General features: G+C 72.2%; 14 protein-coding genes and 2 pseudogenes. 8 read left to right on the top strand and 8 right to left on the bottom strand.

Annotated elements, in window-relative coordinates:
• Positions 1–68: 68 nt before the first annotated feature.
• The gene (cobT, locus tag ACVW19_RS08615; protein ID WP_457458073.1) at positions 69–1,136 is read right to left on the bottom strand and encodes a nicotinate-nucleotide--dimethylbenzimidazole phosphoribosyltransferase; all 1,068 of its coding nucleotides are present in this window, start codon (positions 1,134–1,136) and stop codon (positions 69–71) included.
• Between the two features lie 233 nt (positions 1,137–1,369).
• On the opposite strand from cobT, the gene ACVW19_RS08610 reads away from it, so the two are divergent.
• Positions 1,370–2,488, top strand: coding sequence for a methyltransferase domain-containing protein (locus ACVW19_RS08610; RefSeq protein WP_457458071.1), 1,119 nt, complete (start codon positions 1,370–1,372; stop codon positions 2,486–2,488).
• Between the two features lie 14 nt (positions 2,489–2,502).
• On the opposite strand, the gene ACVW19_RS08605 is transcribed toward ACVW19_RS08610, so the two are convergent.
• A complete protein-coding gene (locus tag ACVW19_RS08605; protein WP_457458069.1) occupies positions 2,503–3,702 on the bottom strand; it encodes a bifunctional adenosylcobinamide kinase/adenosylcobinamide-phosphate guanylyltransferase in 1,200 nt (399 codons plus the stop codon).
• A gap of 163 nt (positions 3,703–3,865) precedes the next feature.
• On the opposite strand from ACVW19_RS08605, the gene ACVW19_RS08600 reads away from it, so the two are divergent.
• A complete protein-coding gene (locus ACVW19_RS08600; RefSeq protein WP_457458067.1) occupies positions 3,866–4,090 on the top strand; it encodes a hypothetical protein in 225 nt (74 codons plus the stop codon).
• Between the two features lie 72 nt (positions 4,091–4,162).
• On the opposite strand, the gene ACVW19_RS08595 is transcribed toward ACVW19_RS08600, so the two are convergent.
• Positions 4,163–4,876, bottom strand: a complete 714-nt coding sequence (locus ACVW19_RS08595) for a class I SAM-dependent methyltransferase (RefSeq protein ID WP_457464499.1) — start codon at positions 4,874–4,876, stop codon at positions 4,163–4,165.
• Between the two features lie 149 nt (positions 4,877–5,025).
• On the bottom strand, positions 5,026–5,661 hold the full coding sequence (locus ACVW19_RS08590; RefSeq protein WP_457464498.1) for a DUF3043 domain-containing protein: 636 nt from the start codon (positions 5,659–5,661) through the stop codon (positions 5,026–5,028).
• A 255-nt stretch (positions 5,662–5,916) separates the two neighbouring features.
• Between ACVW19_RS08590 and ACVW19_RS08585 the strand changes: the two genes are divergently transcribed.
• From ACVW19_RS08585 to ACVW19_RS08565, 5 genes are all read left to right on the top strand, one after another.
• Entirely contained in the window at positions 5,917–6,714 is a 798-nt protein-coding gene (locus tag ACVW19_RS08585) for a PspA/IM30 family protein (protein ID WP_406727951.1), read from the top strand.
• Positions 6,715–6,772: 58 nt separating this feature from the next.
• Positions 6,773–7,054 carry a PspA-associated protein PspAA gene (pspAA, locus tag ACVW19_RS08580; RefSeq protein ID WP_109377634.1) on the top strand — a complete coding sequence of 94 codons (282 nt, stop codon included), beginning with the start codon at positions 6,773–6,775 and terminating at the stop codon, positions 7,052–7,054.
• A gap of 115 nt (positions 7,055–7,169) precedes the next feature.
• Positions 7,170–8,408 (top strand): sensor histidine kinase, encoded by a 1,239-nt coding sequence (locus ACVW19_RS08575; RefSeq protein WP_457458065.1) that lies wholly within the window; start codon positions 7,170–7,172, stop codon positions 8,406–8,408.
• 25 nt (positions 8,409–8,433) lie between these two features.
• Positions 8,434–9,120: a response regulator gene (locus ACVW19_RS08570; RefSeq protein ID WP_457458063.1), complete on the top strand. Its 687-nt coding sequence runs from the start codon at positions 8,434–8,436 to the stop codon at positions 9,118–9,120.
• A gap of 178 nt (positions 9,121–9,298) precedes the next feature.
• Positions 9,299–12,445 (top strand): efflux RND transporter permease subunit, encoded by a 3,147-nt coding sequence (locus tag ACVW19_RS08565; RefSeq protein ID WP_457458061.1) that lies wholly within the window; start codon positions 9,299–9,301, stop codon positions 12,443–12,445.
• 65 nt (positions 12,446–12,510) lie between these two features.
• Here ACVW19_RS08565 and ACVW19_RS08560 read toward each other — a convergent pair whose 3' ends face one another.
• Positions 12,511–12,708 carry a DUF397 domain-containing protein gene (locus tag ACVW19_RS08560; RefSeq protein ID WP_457458059.1) on the bottom strand — a complete coding sequence of 66 codons (198 nt, stop codon included), beginning with the start codon at positions 12,706–12,708 and terminating at the stop codon, positions 12,511–12,513.
• A complete protein-coding gene (locus ACVW19_RS08555) occupies positions 12,687–13,532 on the bottom strand; it encodes a helix-turn-helix domain-containing protein (RefSeq protein ID WP_457458058.1) in 846 nt (281 codons plus the stop codon). The genes ACVW19_RS08560 and ACVW19_RS08555 overlap by 22 nt, the downstream gene beginning before the upstream one ends.
• Positions 13,533–13,690: 158 nt before the next feature.
• Here ACVW19_RS08555 and ACVW19_RS08550 point away from each other — a divergent pair.
• Positions 13,691–13,991: pseudogene (locus ACVW19_RS08550) on the top strand (hypothetical protein).
• Positions 13,992–14,048: 57 nt separating this feature from the next.
• Here ACVW19_RS08550 and ACVW19_RS08545 read toward each other — a convergent pair.
• Positions 14,049–15,420 (bottom strand): annotated as a pseudogene (locus tag ACVW19_RS08545) (MFS transporter).
• A 226-nt stretch (positions 15,421–15,646) separates the two neighbouring features.
• Entirely contained in the window at positions 15,647–16,831 is a 1,185-nt protein-coding gene (gene nadA / locus ACVW19_RS08540) for a quinolinate synthase NadA (RefSeq protein ID WP_457458056.1), read from the bottom strand.
• Between the last annotated feature and the right edge of the window lie 75 nt (positions 16,832–16,906).

The following is a 16,906-nucleotide window of genomic DNA, read 5'->3' as shown; positions in this document are numbered from 1 at the left end:
GGAGGAACCGAGAGCTCGGGGGAGGGAAGGGGAGGCGGGGGGCGAGGAAAAAGGGCAGACGCCCTCGGTCACTCCGGCTTCTCAGGCTCCCCCGGCTTCTCCGGGAGCTCCGCCGCCAGCGCGGCCGCGGCCTGCACCAAGGGGAGGGCCAGCAGGCCCCCCGTGCCCTCGCCCACGGTGACCCCGTGGGTGAGGAGCGGCTCCAGCGCCATCCGGTCCAGTGCCTTCGCCTGCCCCGGCTCCCCGCTGTCGTGCGCGGCCAGCCACCAGTCCGGTGCCCGGAACGCGATCCGCTGCCCCACCAGCGCGCACGCCGCCGTCACGACGCCGTCGAGCACGACCGGCATCTTCCGTACGGCGGCCTGCAGCAGGAAGCCCGTCATCGCGGTGAGATCGGCCCCGCCCACCGTCGCCAGCAGCTGCAACTGGTCGCCGAGCACGGGCCGGGCCCGCCGCAGCGCGTCGCGGATCGCCGCGCACTTGCGCATCCAGGCCAGGTCGTCGATGGCCAGCCCGCCGCGCCCGGTGACCACGGACGCGTCCGTCCCGCACAGCGCACCCACCAGCACACCCGCCGCCGTGGTGCCGCCCACGCTCACGTCGCCGAGCACCACCAGATCCGTACCGGAGTCGGCCTCCTCGTCGGCCACCGCGACCCCGGCCCGGAACGCCGCCTCGGCCTCCTCGAGGGTCAGCGCGTCCTCGATGTCGACGCGTCCGCTCCCGCGCCGCACCCTGTGCCGTACGACGTCCTCGGGCAGGGTCTCCGGATCGCAGTCCAGGGCCATGTCGACCACCCGCACCGGCACCCCGAGCCGCCGTGCCAGCACGGAGACCGGACGGCCGCCCTCCAGCACCTCGCGCACCAGCTCCCCGGCGCTGCCCGCCGCCCGCGCCGAGACGCCCAGTTCGGCGATCTTGTGGTCACCGGCGAAGAGGACGACCCGCGGCCGTTCGACCGGCCGCACCGGCACCGCGGACTGCGCGGCGGCCAGCCACTCGCCCAGTTCGTCGAGGCGGCCCAGCGACCCGGGCGGTACGACCCGGCGCTCGCGGTGCTCCTCCGCGTCACGGCGCACCCCGCCGTCCGGACGCTCGATCAGATCGGTGAAGTCGTCGAGATTAAGCGAGCTCATTCGCCGAACAGTACCGGCCCGGATCGAACACCACGGAGTCCCAGGTCCCGTCGATGATTTCCCGCCCGCCGGGTGACGCCACCCCGACGTCGTTACGCCTCGGACGGCCATCCGATCCGTAACGTTTTGCAGTGGAATGTCATCCGCACGTGCCGACGTTCCACTCGCCCGCCCCTGCGTCCCCCTGCTCGTCCGCTCGTCCGCTCGCCCGCCCGACCCACCGGGAGCCGCCCATGTCCGTGCCCGACGCACCCATCGCCTCCCCGTCGGCCGCCTTGCCCGGCGCCGGCGCCGTTGTCGTACCCGCCCAGCAGGCCTCCGCGCGGGTGCACGAGCCGCGCCGCGCCGACTGCCCCTGGTGCGGCTCGGCACGGCTGCGCAACCGGCTGCGCACCGGCGACCTGCGGCGGCACCGGCCGGGCCGGTTCACCGTCGACGCCTGCCGGGACTGCGGGCACACCTTCCAGAACCCCCGCCTCACCGCCGAGGGCCTCGCCTTCCACCGGCGGGTGCTGCGCGGAGCCCCCCGGGACGCCGTCACCGACGCCGTCCTCGCGCTGCGCGACGCCCCGCGCCGCCGCCGTGCCACGGCCCGCACGATGCTGCGCTTCGGCGAACCGGAGAGCTGGCTGGACGTCGGCACCGGCCACGCCCGCTTCCCGGACACCGCGCGGGAGTTCTTCCCGTACACCGCGTTCGACGGCACCGACCTCACCCCGCGCGTCGAACGCGCCCGCGTCCTCGGCCGGGTCGAGGAGGCCCACATCGGCCCGCTGACGTCCCCACGGCTGCGGGCCCGGGTGGCGGGCCGCTACGACGTGGTCAGCATGCTGCACCACCTCGAACACACCACCGACCCGAGGGCGGAACTCCACGCCGCCCTCGACGCCCTGCGCCCCGGCGGCCATCTGCTCATCGAGACCCTGGACCCCCGCAGCGCGTTCGCCGCCCTGTTCGGCCGGTGGTGGCTCTCCTACGACCAGCCCCGCCGACTGCACCTGCTCCCGCCGCACAACCTCCGCGCCGAACTGGAGCGGCTCGGTTGCGAGATCGTCACCACCAGGTCCGGAGCCCCGTTCGGATCCGGCTCCGGGCACCGCGCGGTGCACGTCCCGTACGACCTGGCCGGTGCCACCGCGCTGGCCCTCTCCCACGCCCTGCCCGCCCCGGACGCCCCCTGGCGCGCCATCCCGCCGACCCCGTTCCAGCGGCATGCGCGCACCGTCCTGCTGCGCGCGGGCACCCCGGTGGTGGCCGCCGCGGCGATCACGGACCTCGCGCTGGCCCCGCTGCTGCGGCACACCCCGTTCGCCAACGCGTACCGGATCATCGCGAGAAAGCCGACGGGCTGACCCGGCCCGCCCGCTCACCCCTTCAGCATCAGCGCCTGCCCCGCCACCACCAGCAGCACCTGCTCGCACTCCTGCGCGAACGCCGCGTTCAGCCGCCCGAGTTCGTCCCGGTAACGGCGGCCGGACGCGGTGGCGGGCACGATGCCCGAGCCCACCTCGTTGGAGACCGCGACCACGGTCCGCCGGGTCGCGCGCACCGCGTCCGTCAGCTCACGCACCCGCTCCCTGAGCGCCCGTTCCCCGCCGTCGGCCCACTCGGCGTCGTCCCACGCCCCGACGGAGTCCATCGCGTCCGTCAGCCACAGCGACAGACAGTCCACCAGCAGCGGCGGCCCGTCGTCCTCCAGCAGCGGCACCAGATCACAGGTCTCGACGGTCCGCCACGACCCGGGCCGCCGCTCCTGATGGGCCGACACCCGGGCCGCCCACTCGGTGTCCCCGTTGCGGGACCCGCCGGTCGCCACGTACAGCACCTGAGGGAGCGTCTCCAGCCGGCGCTCGGCCTCCACCGACTTGCCCGACCGGGCCCCTCCCAGCACCAGCGTCCGCCGCGGCAGATCGGGCACGTCCTCGTAGGCGCCCACCTCCAGCGTGGTCCCGTCCGGCACGGCGCGCGCCCCGGCCGCCGCGAGCCGACGGCGCACCTCCGCGCCGGGCGGCACGTCGTGGTCCAGGTGCACGGCGACGACGTCCGTCGTCGGCCCGACCGCGCCCACCGCCCGCAACCGCGCCAGCGCGTCCGGGCGCCCCACGACGTCCAGCAGCACCATGGCGTACGGTTCGGCCGGCTCCTCGAGACCGGCCGGCGCCGCGCCCGGCGGCAGATACAGCAGCCGCTGCCCGTCCGGGCCGGTCACCGCGTACCCGGTGCCCGGCGAGTCCAGCGCCACCGCCCGCACCCTGTGGCCCGTCAGCAGCGCCAGCTCCCGCCCGTCCGGCACCCGGCCGGGCTGCGGCAGGCCGGCCGGCACCTCGACCGGGGGCCCGTCGTGCGGATGGGAGAGCAGCACCTGGCGCACACCGCCGAGCGAGTGCCCCGCGCGGGCCGCCGCGAACGCCACACCCGGCATGAGGTCGAGCAGCAGTGAGCCGTCCACCAGCAGCGCGGTCGCCGCGCGTGCGTGCGGGCCGGCGGCGGACGCGCAGGCGGCGCAGGGACAGTCGGGGCGGGGCAGCCCCGCCGGGGCACCGGTACCGAGCAGAGTGAGTTCCACGGACCCGATTTTCACCCGTCCCCAGGGCTCCTGCGCGCCCGACCGGGCAACCACCCCACATGATCCACCGCACGGACGCCACGTCCTGGCCTAGGCTCTTGCAAGGAGCCGGACCAAGATCCGGCTCCTGTTGTGCAGTGTGCTGACACCCACGGAGGCGTACATGGCGGCATGGACGTGGCGGTTCGAGAAGGCCGACGGGACGCAGGTCGAGCCCGCGGTGCAGCCGGAGGAGTTCACCACGCAGGGGGACGCCGAGTCCTGGATCGGGGAGAACTGGAAGGCCCTGCAGGAGGGCGGCGCCGACCAGGTGCGGCTGCTGGAGGACACCACGGAGATCTACGGGCCGATGAGTCTCCACGCTGACCAGGCGAGTACTGAGGTCTGAGGTCTGAGACCTGAGCTGATGGGCGAGGGCTCCGGCCCTCGCCCACTTCGGGCCCGCCCGGCCGTGCCCGCGTCAGCCCCGTACGCCGCACAGGTGCAGCAGCGACGCCACTCCGCGGTAGGGGTCCGTCCGCCCGGCCCGCTCCTCGACCTCCAGGAGGGTCGCCAGGTCGTCCGGGACGCCGGGGGCGCGCGTGTCGCCCGCCGCCGTGTCCGTGAAGACCCGCACGCCGTACCAGGTGTGCAGCGGCGCCCCGAGCCCGGCGAGGGTCGCCGTCAGCTTCTTCAGCCGGTCGGCCCGTATCTCGAGCCCCGACTCCTCGTCCACGTGGCAGGTCGCGTCGAACGCGGTCAGCGCGCCGGCCCAGTCGCCGCGCAGGCCGGACCGCATCGCGGGCGCGTCACCGTTGCGCACCAGCAGCGACAGCAGTCCGCCGGGGGCGAGCATCCGGGCCAGCCCCGCCACCAGCGGGTCCGGCTCCGCCACGTGCATGAGCACGCCGTGGCAGAGCACCACGTCGAAGCTGCCCGGCAGGAAGTGCACCCCGGTGTCCCGGCCGTCGCCCTCGACGACCCGCATCCGCTCCCGGATGCCCTCCGGCTCCCGGGCGAGCGCCGCACGCGCGGCGGCGAGCATCTCCGCGTCCCGCTCGAGACCGGTCACCGAGTGACCGGCCCGCGCCAGCCGCAGTGCCTGTGAGCCCCGGCCCATGCCGACGTCGAGCACGCGCAGCCGCCGCCCGACCGGGAACCGTCCCACTATCTGCTCGTCCAGCTGACGGGCCACCAGCTCCAGCCGTACGACCTCCGGCACACCACCGGACCCGCCCGGTCCGCCGGTCCCGACCGGCGAGGCCGGCGCGGGTACCGCGGGCTGTGCCGGACTCGTCGCCGGACTCGCCGAGGGCGCCTCGCCCTCGGCGAACGGCAGGGTGCTCAGGGCTGCTCTCCGCGCTTGACCTGGGGCTTGGGCAGCCGCAGCCGGCGCATCTGGAGCGAACGCATCAGGGCGTAGGCGACGGCCCCGCGCCGGTTGTCGGTGGGGAAGCGCTCGGCCAGCCGCTTCTTCAGCCGGAAGCCGGTCACGATGGAGTCGAGCACGATCGTCACGATCACGAGCAGCCACAGCAGCAGCGCGATGTTCTGCAACTGGGGGACCCGGACCATGCTCAGCACCAGGATGACCACGGCCATCGGCAGGAAGTACTCCGCGATGTGGAACCGCGAGTCGATGAAGTCGCGCGCGAAGCGGCGCACCGGCCCCTTGTCACGGGCGGGCAGGTAACGCTCGTCGCCGCTGGCCAGCGCCTGGCGCTGACGCTCCATCGCGGCACGGCGCTCGTCACGCTGCCGCTTGGCGGCCTCCTTGCGCGTCATCGACGTGTTGGCCACGCTGCGGCGCTGGGTCTGGGCCACGCTGCGCTTGGGCGTGGGACGGCCCTTGGGGGCCTCCGGGTGGCGGGTCTGCTTGGAGTCGGTCACCGTCGCCTTGTCGGCGTGGGCCTTCTCTTCCTTGGCACGGCTACGGAACACAAAACCCAAGGGTACGGGGTCCGTGGGGTTGGACCCCAGTCCCGGGGGGAACGATCCGGCAACACCAGTCGTCTGTAGAAGGACAGAGGGGACGTTGCGCACGTCTTGGGGTGTGTTGTCCCGTCCGCCCCGGGGGTCACCTACTCCCTGGGCCGGAGCGGGCGGCCACTCAGTCGTCCTTGGGGATGAGCGCATCGGTCCCCGAACAGTGCGGTAATGGATGCAGGGCCCGTACTGTGGGTTCTGTCGCAGAGCTGTGAGCCGGAGTCCGTCAGAAGGGGGCGCGCGAAGCCCATGAGCGGTGTCATGAAGCGTATGGGGATGATCTTCCGCGCGAAGGCGAACAAGGCCCTTGACCGGGCCGAGGATCCGCGCGAGACCCTCGATTACTCGTACCAGAAGCAGCTGGAGCTGCTCCAGAAGGTCCGGCGCGGTGTCGCCGACGTGGCGACCAGCCGCAAGCGCCTGGAGCTCCAGCTCAACCAGCTCCAGTCCCAGTCGGGCAAGCTGGAGGACCAGGGGCGCAAGGCGCTCGCGCTGGGCCGGGAGGACCTGGCCCGCGAGGCGCTCTCCCGCCGCGCCGCCCTCCAGCAGCAGGTGACCGATCTGGAGACGCAGCACGCCACGCTCCAGGGCGAGGAGGAGAAGCTCACCCTCGCGGCCCAGCGGCTCCAGGCCAAGGTCGACGCCTTCCGCACGAAGAAGGAGACCATCAAGGCCACGTACACGGCGGCCCAGGCGCAGACCCGGATCGGCGAGGCATTCTCCGGCATCTCCGAGGAGATGGGCGACGTCGGGCTGGCGATCCAGCGCGCCGAGGACAAGACCGCCCAGCTCCAGGCGCGGGCCGGAGCCATCGACGAACTGCTGGCCTCCGGTGCCCTGGACGACCAGTCCGGCATGCACAAGGACGACATCCAGGCCGAGTTGGACCGGCTCTCGGGTGGTACGGACGTGGAACTGGAGCTGCAGCGCATGAAGGCCGAGCTGGCGGGAGGCCCCTCCGCCGAGCAGCAGGCCATCGAGGGCGGCAGCGAGCAGTCCCAGGCCCAGCAGCAGCCGCAGGACACCCCGCGGTTCGACAAGCAGTGACCGCCGCACGGGAAGCCGTGCCGACGACCGAGGTCCTCGCCGGACCCAGGAGGCCGACATGATCGTACGGATCATGGGGGAGGGGCAGGTGGCTCTGGCCGAGAGCCACCTCGCCGAGTTGAACAAACTGGACGAGGAACTCCTCACCGAGATGGAGACCGGCGACGGCCCCGGTTTCCGCCGTACCCTCACCGCTCTGCTGTCCAGGGTCCACGAGCTCGGCGAACCGCTGCCGGACGACGCGCTGGAACCCTCCGACCTCATCCTGCCCTCCCCGGACGCCACCATCGAGGAGGTCCGGGAGCTGCTCAGCGACGACGGACTGATCCCGGGGCCGTGAACACCGGGCCCGGGAACCCCGGGCCCGCCGGGTCCCCCCCCACGGGCGGTCCACGACCGGCCCGCGCACCGGGCGCCGCACCGGACGTCACGGGGGCGCCGTACGGTGAACGGTCGTGAGCACCATCCAGCGCGCCCGGTGCCGGCTGCGCGCCCATCCCTTCGCCCTGGACGCCGCCCTGGCCGCGGGCGTCCTGGTGTGCATGGTGGCAGGGTCTTTCGTGGACCCGCACGGCCCGCACGGCGTCACCTGGGAGCTGCGCACCCCCGACCCGCTCAGCCTGGCCCTCATGGCCCTCGGCGCCGCCGCGCTGGTCCTCCGGCGCCGGGCACCCCGCGCGGTCCTCGCCCTCACCGGCGCCGCCTCCGTGGTCGAGTCCGTCACCGGCGACCCCCGCGCCCCGGTCGCGATGTGCGTGGTCGTCGCGCTCTACACCGTGGCCTCCACCACCGACCGCCCCACCACCTGGCGGGTCGGCCTGCTCACCATGACCGTCCTCACCGGCGCCGCCGTGATCGCCGGCCCGCTGCCGTGGTACGCCCAGGAGAACCTGGGGCTCTTCGCCTGGACCGGGATCGGCGCCACCGCCGGGGACGCCGTCCGCAGCCACCGCGCCTTCGTCCAGGCCATCCGGGAACGCGCCGAGCGGGCCGAACGCACCCGTGAGGAGGAGGCCCGCCGCCGCGTCGCCGAGGAACGCCTGCGCATCGCCCGCGACCTGCACGACGTCGTCGCCCACCACATCGCCCTGGTCAACGTCCAGGCCGGGGTCGCCGCCCATGTCATGGACAAACGGCCCGACCAGGCCAAGGAGGCCCTCGCCCACGTACGGGAGGCCAGCCGCTCGGCGCTGGGCGAACTGCGCGCCACCGTCGGTCTGCTGCGTCAGTCCGACGACCCCGAGGCACCCACCGAGCCCACCTCCGGGCTGGACCGCCTCGACGAACTCGCCGGTACCTTCCGCAGCGCCGGCCTGCGGGTCCTGGTCGCCCGCGAGGACCAGGGCCCCGCGCTGCCCGCCGCCGTCGACCTGGCCGCCTACCGGGTCATCCAGGAGGCCCTCACCAACGTCCAGAAGCACGCAGGCAGCGAGGCGAAGGCGGAGGTCAGCGTCGTCAGGGTGGGGCCCCGCATCGAGATCACCGTCCTCGACGACGGCGCCGGAGCCGCCGGCCACGGTGACGGCGGGCAGGGCGCCGGCCACGGCGGCGGGCACGGCCTGCTCGGCATGCGGGAACGCGTCACCGCCCTGCGCGGCACCCTCACCACCGGCCCCCGCTTCGGCGGCGGGTTCCGCGTCCATGCGATCCTGCCCGTCGAGCCCCGCACGTCCGCAGCCCAGGACGGTCCGTGACCAGCGCCCCCCGGGGGGAATCCGTATGACGATCCGAGTCCTGCTCGCCGACGACCAGGCGCTGCTGCGCAGCGCGTTCCGCGTGCTCGTCGACTCCGAGCCGGACATGGAGGTGGTGGGCGAGGCGTCCGACGGCGCCGAGGCGGTCCGCCTCGCCCGTGAACAGCGCGCCGACATCGTCCTCATGGACATCCGGATGCCCGGCACCGACGGCCTCGCGGCCACCCGGCTGATCAGCGCCGACCCCGAGCTCGACGGGGTCCGCGTGGTCATCCTGACGACCTTCGAGGTCGACGACTACGTGGTGCGGTCGCTGCGGGCCGGCGCCTCCGGCTTCCTCGGCAAGGGCTCCGAACCCGGGGAACTGCTGAACGCCATCCGGATCGCCGCCGAGGGCGAGGCGCTGCTCTCCCCGGCCGCCACCAAGAGCCTGATCGCCCGCTTCCTCGCCCAGGGGGGCACCGCCGACGACACCGACCGCGACCCGGCCCGCGCACAGCGGCTCGACTCACTGACCGTGCGGGAGCGTGAAGTGCTGGTCCAGGTCGCCGGCGGCCACTCGAACGACGAGATCGCCGAACGCCTGGAGGTCAGCCCGCTGACCGTGAAGACCCACGTCAACCGGGCCATGGCCAAGCTCGGCGCCCGCGACCGGGCCCAGCTGGTGGTGACCGCCTACGAGTCGGGGCTGGTACGCCCGCGGGTGGAGTGAACGCCACCGCGCGTACTGCGGCGGGAGTACCCGCCGCCCGAGGAACAGGACCTCGGGCCTACGGATCGGCCCTCGTCGATGCCCCAGTGTGGAGAACGGACGCCTCTCGCGCCCGTCCCTACCCCTCCCAGGTACGTCCCGTACCCCTGACCGTTCACAGAAGAGAGACCCGTCACCCATGTCCTGGCTGGCCAGATTCAGCCTCGCACAACGGGCGCTGATCGGACTGATGTCGATCATCGCGCTCGTGTTCGGGGCGATCGCGATACCTCAGCTCAAGCAGCAGCTGCTGCCCACCATCGAACTGCCCATGGTCTCCGTGATCGCCCCGTACCAGGGCGCGTCCCCCGACGTGGTGGAGAAGCAGGTCGTCGAGCCCATCGAGGCCAACCTGGAGGCCGTCGACGGCATCTCCGGCGTCACCTCGAAGGCCAGCGAGGGCAGCGCCGTGATCATGGCGTCCTTCGACTTCGGCAACGACACCGAGCAGCTCGTCGCCGACGTCCAGCAGGCCGTCAACCGGGCCCGCGCGATGCTGCCCGACGGCGTGGACCCGCAGGTCGTGGCCGGTTCCACCGACGACATGCCGACCGTGGTCCTCGCCGTCACCTCCGACAAGGACCAGCAGGCCCTCGCCGGGCAGCTCGACCGGACCGTGGTGCCCGCGCTGAAGGACATCGACGGTGTCGGCCAGGTCATGGTGGACGGCGTACGGGACCTCCAGGTCACCGTCACCCCCGACGACGCGAGGCTGGCCAAGGCCGGTCTCACGCCGCAGGCACTGACCCAGGCCCTCCAGGCGGGCGGCGCGACCGTCCCGGCCGGCTCCTTCGACGAGAACGGCGCCAACCGCACCGTCCAGGTGGGCGGCGGCTACACCTCGATCCAGCAGATCGAGGACCTGATGGTCACCGGCGAGCCCGGCAAGGGCAAGCCGGTCCGCCTCGGTTCGGTGGCCGACGTCGAACAGCGGGAGGCCACGACCGACTCCCTCACCCGCACCAACGGCAGCCCCAGCCTCGCCGTGGTGGTCACCATGGACCACGACGGCAGCGCGGTCACGATCTCGAACGCCGTCGCCGACCTGCTGCCCGGCCTGCGCGAGGACCTCGGCTCGGGCGCTGAGCTCACCGTCGTCAGCGACCAGGGCCCGGCGGTGTCCCAGGCCATCGAGGGCCTGACCACCGAGGGCGCGCTCGGCCTCGTCTTCGCGGTCCTGGTGATCCTGGTCTTCCTCGCCTCGATCCGCTCGACGCTGGTCACGGCGGTCTCCATCCCGCTCTCCGTGGTCCTCGCCCTGATCGTGCTGTGGACGCGTGACCTGTCGCTGAACATGCTGACCCTGGGCGCGCTGACCATCGCGATCGGCCGGGTCGTGGACGACTCCATCGTCGTCCTGGAGAACATCAAGCGGCACCTCGGCTACGGCGAGGAGCGCCACGAGGCGATCATGAAGGCGGTGCGTGAGGTGGCCGGCGCGGTGACCTCCGCGACGCTCACCACCGTCGCCGTCTTCCTGCCGATCGGCCTGGTCGGCGGCATGGTCGGTGAGCTGTTCGGCTCCTTCAGCCTCACCGTCACCGCCGCGCTGCTGGCGTCCCTGCTGGTGTCGCTGACGGTCGTCCCCGTCCTGTCGTACTGGTTCCTGCGGCCCCCGAAGGGCACCCCCGAGGACGCCGAGGAGGCCCGCCGGCTGGCCGAGGAGAAGGAAGCCAAGAGCCGCCTCCAGCGCGGCTACCTCTCCGTGCTGCGCTTCGCCACCCGGCGCAGGCTGGCCAGCCTGGCCATCGCGGTCGTCGTCCTGATCGCCACGCTCGCCATGACGCCGCTGCTCAAGACCAACTTCTTCGACCAGGGCGAGCAGAAGGTCCTCACCCTCCGTCAGGAGCTGAAGCCGGGCACCAGCCTCGCGGCCACCGACGCCCAGGCCGAGAAGGTCGAGAAGCTGCTCGGCGAGACCGAGGGCGTCAAGGACCACCAGGTCACGATCGGCTCCTCCGGCTTCATGGCGGCCTTCGGCGGCGGTACGGAAACCAACCAGGCGACGTACCAGGTGATGCTGGAGGACTCCGCCTCCCACGAGGACGTGCGGGACAGCCTCGAGAAGGGGCTCGCCGGCCTCGACGGCATCGGCACCACCACCGTCGCGGCCGGCGACGGCTTCGGCAACCAGGACCTGAGCGTCGTCGTCAAGGCGGCCGACCCGCAGGTGCTGCGCAAGGCGGCCGACCAGGTGCAGAAGGCCGTGGCCTCCCTGGACGACGTCACCGACGTCACCAGCGACCTGGCGCAGAGCGTGCCGCGCATCTCGGTCAAGGCCAACTCCCGTGCCGCCGCGGCCGGTTTCAACGACCAGACGCTCGGCGCGGCCGTCGCCCAGGCGGTACGGGGCACCCCGGCCGCCAAGGCGGTGCTGGACGACACCGAGCGGGACGTCGTCGTCCGGTCGGCTCAGTCGGCCACGACCCTGGCCGAGCTGAAGAAGCTGCCGCTCGGCCCGGTGAAGCTGGGTGACATCGCCACCGTCGAGCTGGTGGACGGCCCGGTGTCCATGACCCGGATCGACGGCCAGCGCTCGGCCACCGTCACCGCCCGGCCCACCGGCGACAACACCGGCGCGGTCAGCGCGGAACTCCAGGCCGAGATCAACGCGCTCTCCCTCCCGGCGGGCGCGACGGCGGAGATCGGCGGCGTGACCGCGGACCAGGACGAGGCGTTCACCAACCTCCTCCTGGCGATGCTCGCGGCGATCGCGATCGTCTTCATGCTGCTGGTCGGCACCTTCCGGTCGCTCGCCCAGCCGCTGATCCTGCTGGTGTCCATCCCGTTCGCGGCGACCGGCGCACTCGGCCTGCTGATCGTCACGGACACCCCGATGGGCGTCCCGGCGATGATCGGCATGCTGATGCTGATCGGCATCGTGGTGACCAACGCGATCGTGCTGATCGACCTGATCAACCAGTACCGCGACCGCGGCTACGGCGTCGTCGAGGCCGTACTGGAGGGCGGCCGTCACCGGCTGCGCCCGATCCTGATGACGGCCCTGGCGACGATCTTCGCCCTGCTCCCGATGGCGCTCGGCGTCACCGGCGAGGGCGGCTTCATCGCCCAGCCGCTCGCGGTGGTGGTGATCGGCGGCCTGATCACGTCGACCCTGCTGACGCTCCTCCTGGTCCCGACCCTCTACGCGATGCTGGAGCTCCGCAAGGAGCGGCGGGCGAAGAAGAAGGCGCTGAAGAAGGGCACGGCCGCCGGGGACGAAGTGGAGCCGGCGGAAGCGGAGGAGTCCGCCGAGTCCGGCGAGCCGGAGGCCGCGCAGGTCTGACGGCCGTACGCGTACGGCGAAGGGGCGCCCCGTGGAGTCATCCCGGGGCGCCCCTTCGTACGTGCTTACGCTTTCAGCGAGTTGACGAAGACGTCCCAGGCGGCAGCCGGGACGACAACGACGGGGCCGTGGGGGGTCTTGCTGTCGCGCACGGGGACGATGCCGGGGAAGTCCCCTGTGATCTCGATGCATTCGCCCCCGTTGGCGTTGCTGTAGCTGCTTCGGCGCCAGCGGGCAGAGATCAGCTCGGGGCTGTGTCGCATGGCTTGTAGTCCTCCATCGCCTGTCGGATCAGCTCCGCCGAGGCAGCCGGAGAGAGAGCCTTGGCGCGGAGCACCTCGTAGTGCCGTCGCCACTTCTTCACCGAGTCCCGGTCCTCGTAGAGGTGACCGACCTCGATGCCCTCTTCGTAGGCCACGGTTGAGCCGTTGGGAAGGGTCAGCAGGGTCAGCGCGCCGCCCATCAGGTAGTGCGCACCAACGCTGAAGGGCATCACCTGGACCTTGCTGTCTGGAGTATCCATCTGTTCGAGCAGCCGGGCCAGTTGCCTGTACATGCTTTCCCGGCTGCCGAAGGGGCGCAGGAGCACGGACTCGTCGATGATCGCCCACCGCAGCGGGGGCTGGGCCGAGCGGATCCTCTCCTGTCGGGACATCCGTGCGTTGACCCGTTCCTCCACCTGATCGGGCAGCAACTCCTCCCGCAGGCTGAGCTGGGCGTCGGCGTACTCCCTGGTCTGCAACAACCCCGGAAGAGCCTGCGCCCCGAAGTTCTCGACGACCTCCGCCTGCGCCTCGAAGTCCATGAACCGCCGGTACTGGTCCGGGTGCGCCTCGCGCTTGGCCAGTTCGTACAGCCCGTGGAAGTGCCGGTCCGTGCCGAACGCGGCGTCCAGCCGGTCCGGCAGGTCCGGCGGCGGCATCAGCTCCGCCGTCTCGATGCGCGCCAGCGTGCTCTTGCTGGAGTTGAGGATGTCCGCGAGCTGCAGCAACGACAGCCGGGCGGCCTCGCGATGACGACGCTGTTCGGCGCCGAAGTAGTGGCGGGCGGACAGATAGGGGGTCAGGGTCTGCGGCTTGAACGTCATCGGCTGCCTCTCTGGCTGATCGTCTCGTTCTCCACGCTGGGACGCGGCGCTCCTGGTGCGAGCAGGTCCCGCAGCGCGACGATGGCGACACGGAAAGTAATGAAGGCGGATCCGGCTCCGCAGCGAAACGGCCGGATCTCACCGGAGGGAGCGACAGGATGATCCGCGACGGACGGGACGGCACGCCACTGCGGCTGCTGCCGTGGACGACACCGGAGGGCGCCCCCTGCTACCTGAGCACGGACGACCCGCACAGCCGACTGTCCCGCCTGGCCGACGAGTTGGAGGCCGACCTGCTCGACTCGGCCGAGACGGTCCTGACCCAGGCCAAGCCGCTGCTCGCCGACGAGTGCGCGGGGGGAGCGGGAGTTGCGCTTCGCGGGCACCCGCCTCGCCGAAGCCCTCACGGACGCACTCCGGATCGCGGCAAGCCGAGGCGCCCGCCTGCCGGAACCGTGAACGGATCGGCCGGCGGTACCGCCGGCCGACCGCCCGATACGAGCGCGGAGGCAGCCGTCAGGCGTTGAGCTCCTCGAGTGTCCTGCCCTTGGTCTCCACTGCGAAGCAGGCGACGATCGCGCCCACCGCGGCGACGCCCGCCAGCTGGATGAAGATGACGTCGAGGCTGGCTCCGGAGGCGATGATCGCGCCGACCGTGATCGGGCCGAGGATCACACCGAGGCGGTTCCACACACCGCCGAACGCGGCGCCCTTGGCGCGGTTGCGCGTCGGGTACAGCTCCGGCGAGTAGAGGTAGAGCGAGGCGTTGATGACGAAGACGAAGAAGGTGGCGCAGGAGGCGAAGAGCGCGACCTGGCCGCCGGAGGTGGCGCCGGCCACCGCGAGCGCGGCCAGCGCGGCCGCGGTGCCGAGCAGTGCGGTGAGCAGCAGCGGCTTGCGGCCGATGCGGTCGACCACCAGCGCGGCGATCAGCGTGCCCAGCAGGCCGGTGGCGTTGCTGATCAGGGAGTAGGTCAGCGCGGCGGTGAGGTCCAGCCCGAACTGCTTGGTGTAGAGCGACGGCAGCCAGGTGATGATGCCGTGGTTCACGTAGTAGGCCGCGAACCACAGGGTCGACAGGATGACGGTGCGCCGCAGATAGCGGCCCTGGAAGATCTCGCGCAGGCGGCCGCGGGACTCCTCGGCCGGGATGTCCGGGGAGGGCTGGGGCAGCGGCTCCTTGACCGAGGCCCGGACCTCGGCCTCGATCCTCGGTGATGACCTCCTCGGCTTCCTCCAGGCGTCCCTGGGAGGCCAGCCAGCGGGGCGACTCGGGCACCTTGCGGACCAGGAGCAGCGCCAGCAGCACCGGCAGGCCGCCGATCAGGAACATCGCCTGCCAGCCGAGGTTGGGGACGATCCAGACGGCGGTCAGGGAGGCCGCCGAGAGACCGGCGGGGAAGATCAACTCGTAGAGCAGCACCAGCTTGCCGCGGTTGTCGGAGCGGGCGATCTCGTTGATGTAGGTGGCGGCGATGGGCACCACGCCGCCGATGCCGATGCCCTGGACGAAGCGGAAGCCGGCGAACATCTCGATGTCGGCGGAGCAGGCCACCAGGATGCCGGCGAGGCCGGTGATCAGCACGCCGAGGGCGACGGTGCGCACCCTGCCGATCCTGTCGCCGAGCCAGCCGGCGCCGAACGCGCCGAGCAGCATGCCGACCGAGGCGGCGGTGACGGCGAAGGTCGCCTGGCCGGTGGAGAGGTTCCACTGCTCGGTCAGGACGGGCAGTGCGGAGGCGGCGAGCAGGAGGTCGAACCCCTCGAAGAAGGTGACGGCGCCGATCAGGAAGCGGACCTTGACGTGCCACCGAGAGTGCGGCAGCCGTTCGAGTCTCGCGGCGACGGAGCCCAGGCCCAGGCCTTTTTCTGTGGCCACGGTCGACATGGGGATCCTTCCGCGCGCGGTGCGGGAGCCCGCGCAGTTGCCGCGACCCCGGGTGGCGTTACCAGGCGGTCGACAATTTAGCGCTCAGCCTCGATCCGTCAGCGGGTTTCGGCCGCATCGGCGGAAAGACCCCGAAGGTTCCGGGCAGGGGCCCGAGACGGGTGTCCTGCGGGGAATCTTCGGGGCCTTCGCGCGGGGGAGTTCCTCGTGCCGAGGAACGGCCCGGCTACGGCAGCGCCAGCATCCGCTCCAGGGCCAGCTTGGCGTACTCCTCGGTCTCCTTGTCGACCTCGATGCGGTTGACCAGCTTGCCCTCGGCGAGGGACTCCAGGGCCCAGACCAGGTGGGGGAGGTCGATGCGGTTCATGGTGGAGCAGAAGCAGACCGTCTTGTCGAGGAAGACGACCTCCTTGCCCTCGGGGGCGAAACGGTTCGCCAGTCGGCGGACCAGGTTCAGCTCCGTGCCGATGGCCCACTTGGAGCCGGCCGGGGCCGCCTCCAGCGCCTTGATGATGTACTCGGTCGACCCGACATGGTCCGCCGCGGCCACGACCTCGTGCCGGCACTCGGGGTGGACCAGCACGTTGACGCCCGGGATGCGCTCGCGCACGTCGTTGACCGAGTCCAGGCTGAAGCGGCCGTGCACCGAGCAGTGGCCCCGCCACAGGATCATCTTCGCGGCCCGCAGCTCGTCCGCCGTCAGCCCGCCGTTCGGCTTGTGCGGGTTGTAGACGACGCAGTCCTCCAGGGACATCCCCATGTCCCGCACCGCGGTGTTGCGGCCGAGGTGCTGGTCGGGGAGGAAGAGGACCTGCTCCCCCTGCTCGAAGGCCCAGTCGAGGGCGCGCTTCGCGTTGGAGGAGGTGCAGATGGTGCCGCCGTGCCTGCCGGTGAAGGCCTTGATGTCGGCGGAGGAGTTCATGTACGAGACGGGCACGACCCGGTCGGCTATGCCGGCCTCGGTCAGCACGTCCCAGCACTCCGCGACCTGCTCGGCGGTGGCCATGTCCGCCATGGAGCAGCCGGCCGCGAGGTCCGGCAGGACGACCTTCTGGTCGTCACCGGTGAGGATGTCGGCGGACTCGGCCATGAAGTGCACGCCGCAGAACACGATGTACTCGGCCTGCGGACGCGCGGCGGCCTCCCGCGCCAGCTTGAACGAGTCGCCCGTGACGTCGGCGAACTGGATGACCTCGTCGCGCTGGTAGTGGTGGCCGAGCACGAAGACCTTGTCGCCGAGCTTCTCCTTGGCGGCGCGGGCGCGTTCCACCAGGTTCGGGTCGGACGGCGAGGGCAGGTCGCCGGGACACTCCACACCGCGCTCGCTCCTCGGGTCGGCCTCTCGGCCGAGGAGCAGCAGGGCGAGGGGCGTCGGCTGTACGTCGAGCTCCTGGGTCTGGGCGGTGGTCACGACACGCACCCTTTCTGTTCTGCGGCTCGCCGGGCCGTGAGGAACGGCCCGGCGGGACAAGCGGGACACCGGTTC

It is taken from the genome of Streptomyces sp. TE5632 (assembly GCF_054061295.1).
The sequence above is the reverse complement of the archived record's forward strand: the minus strand, read 5'-3'. Positions and strand labels throughout refer to the sequence as shown.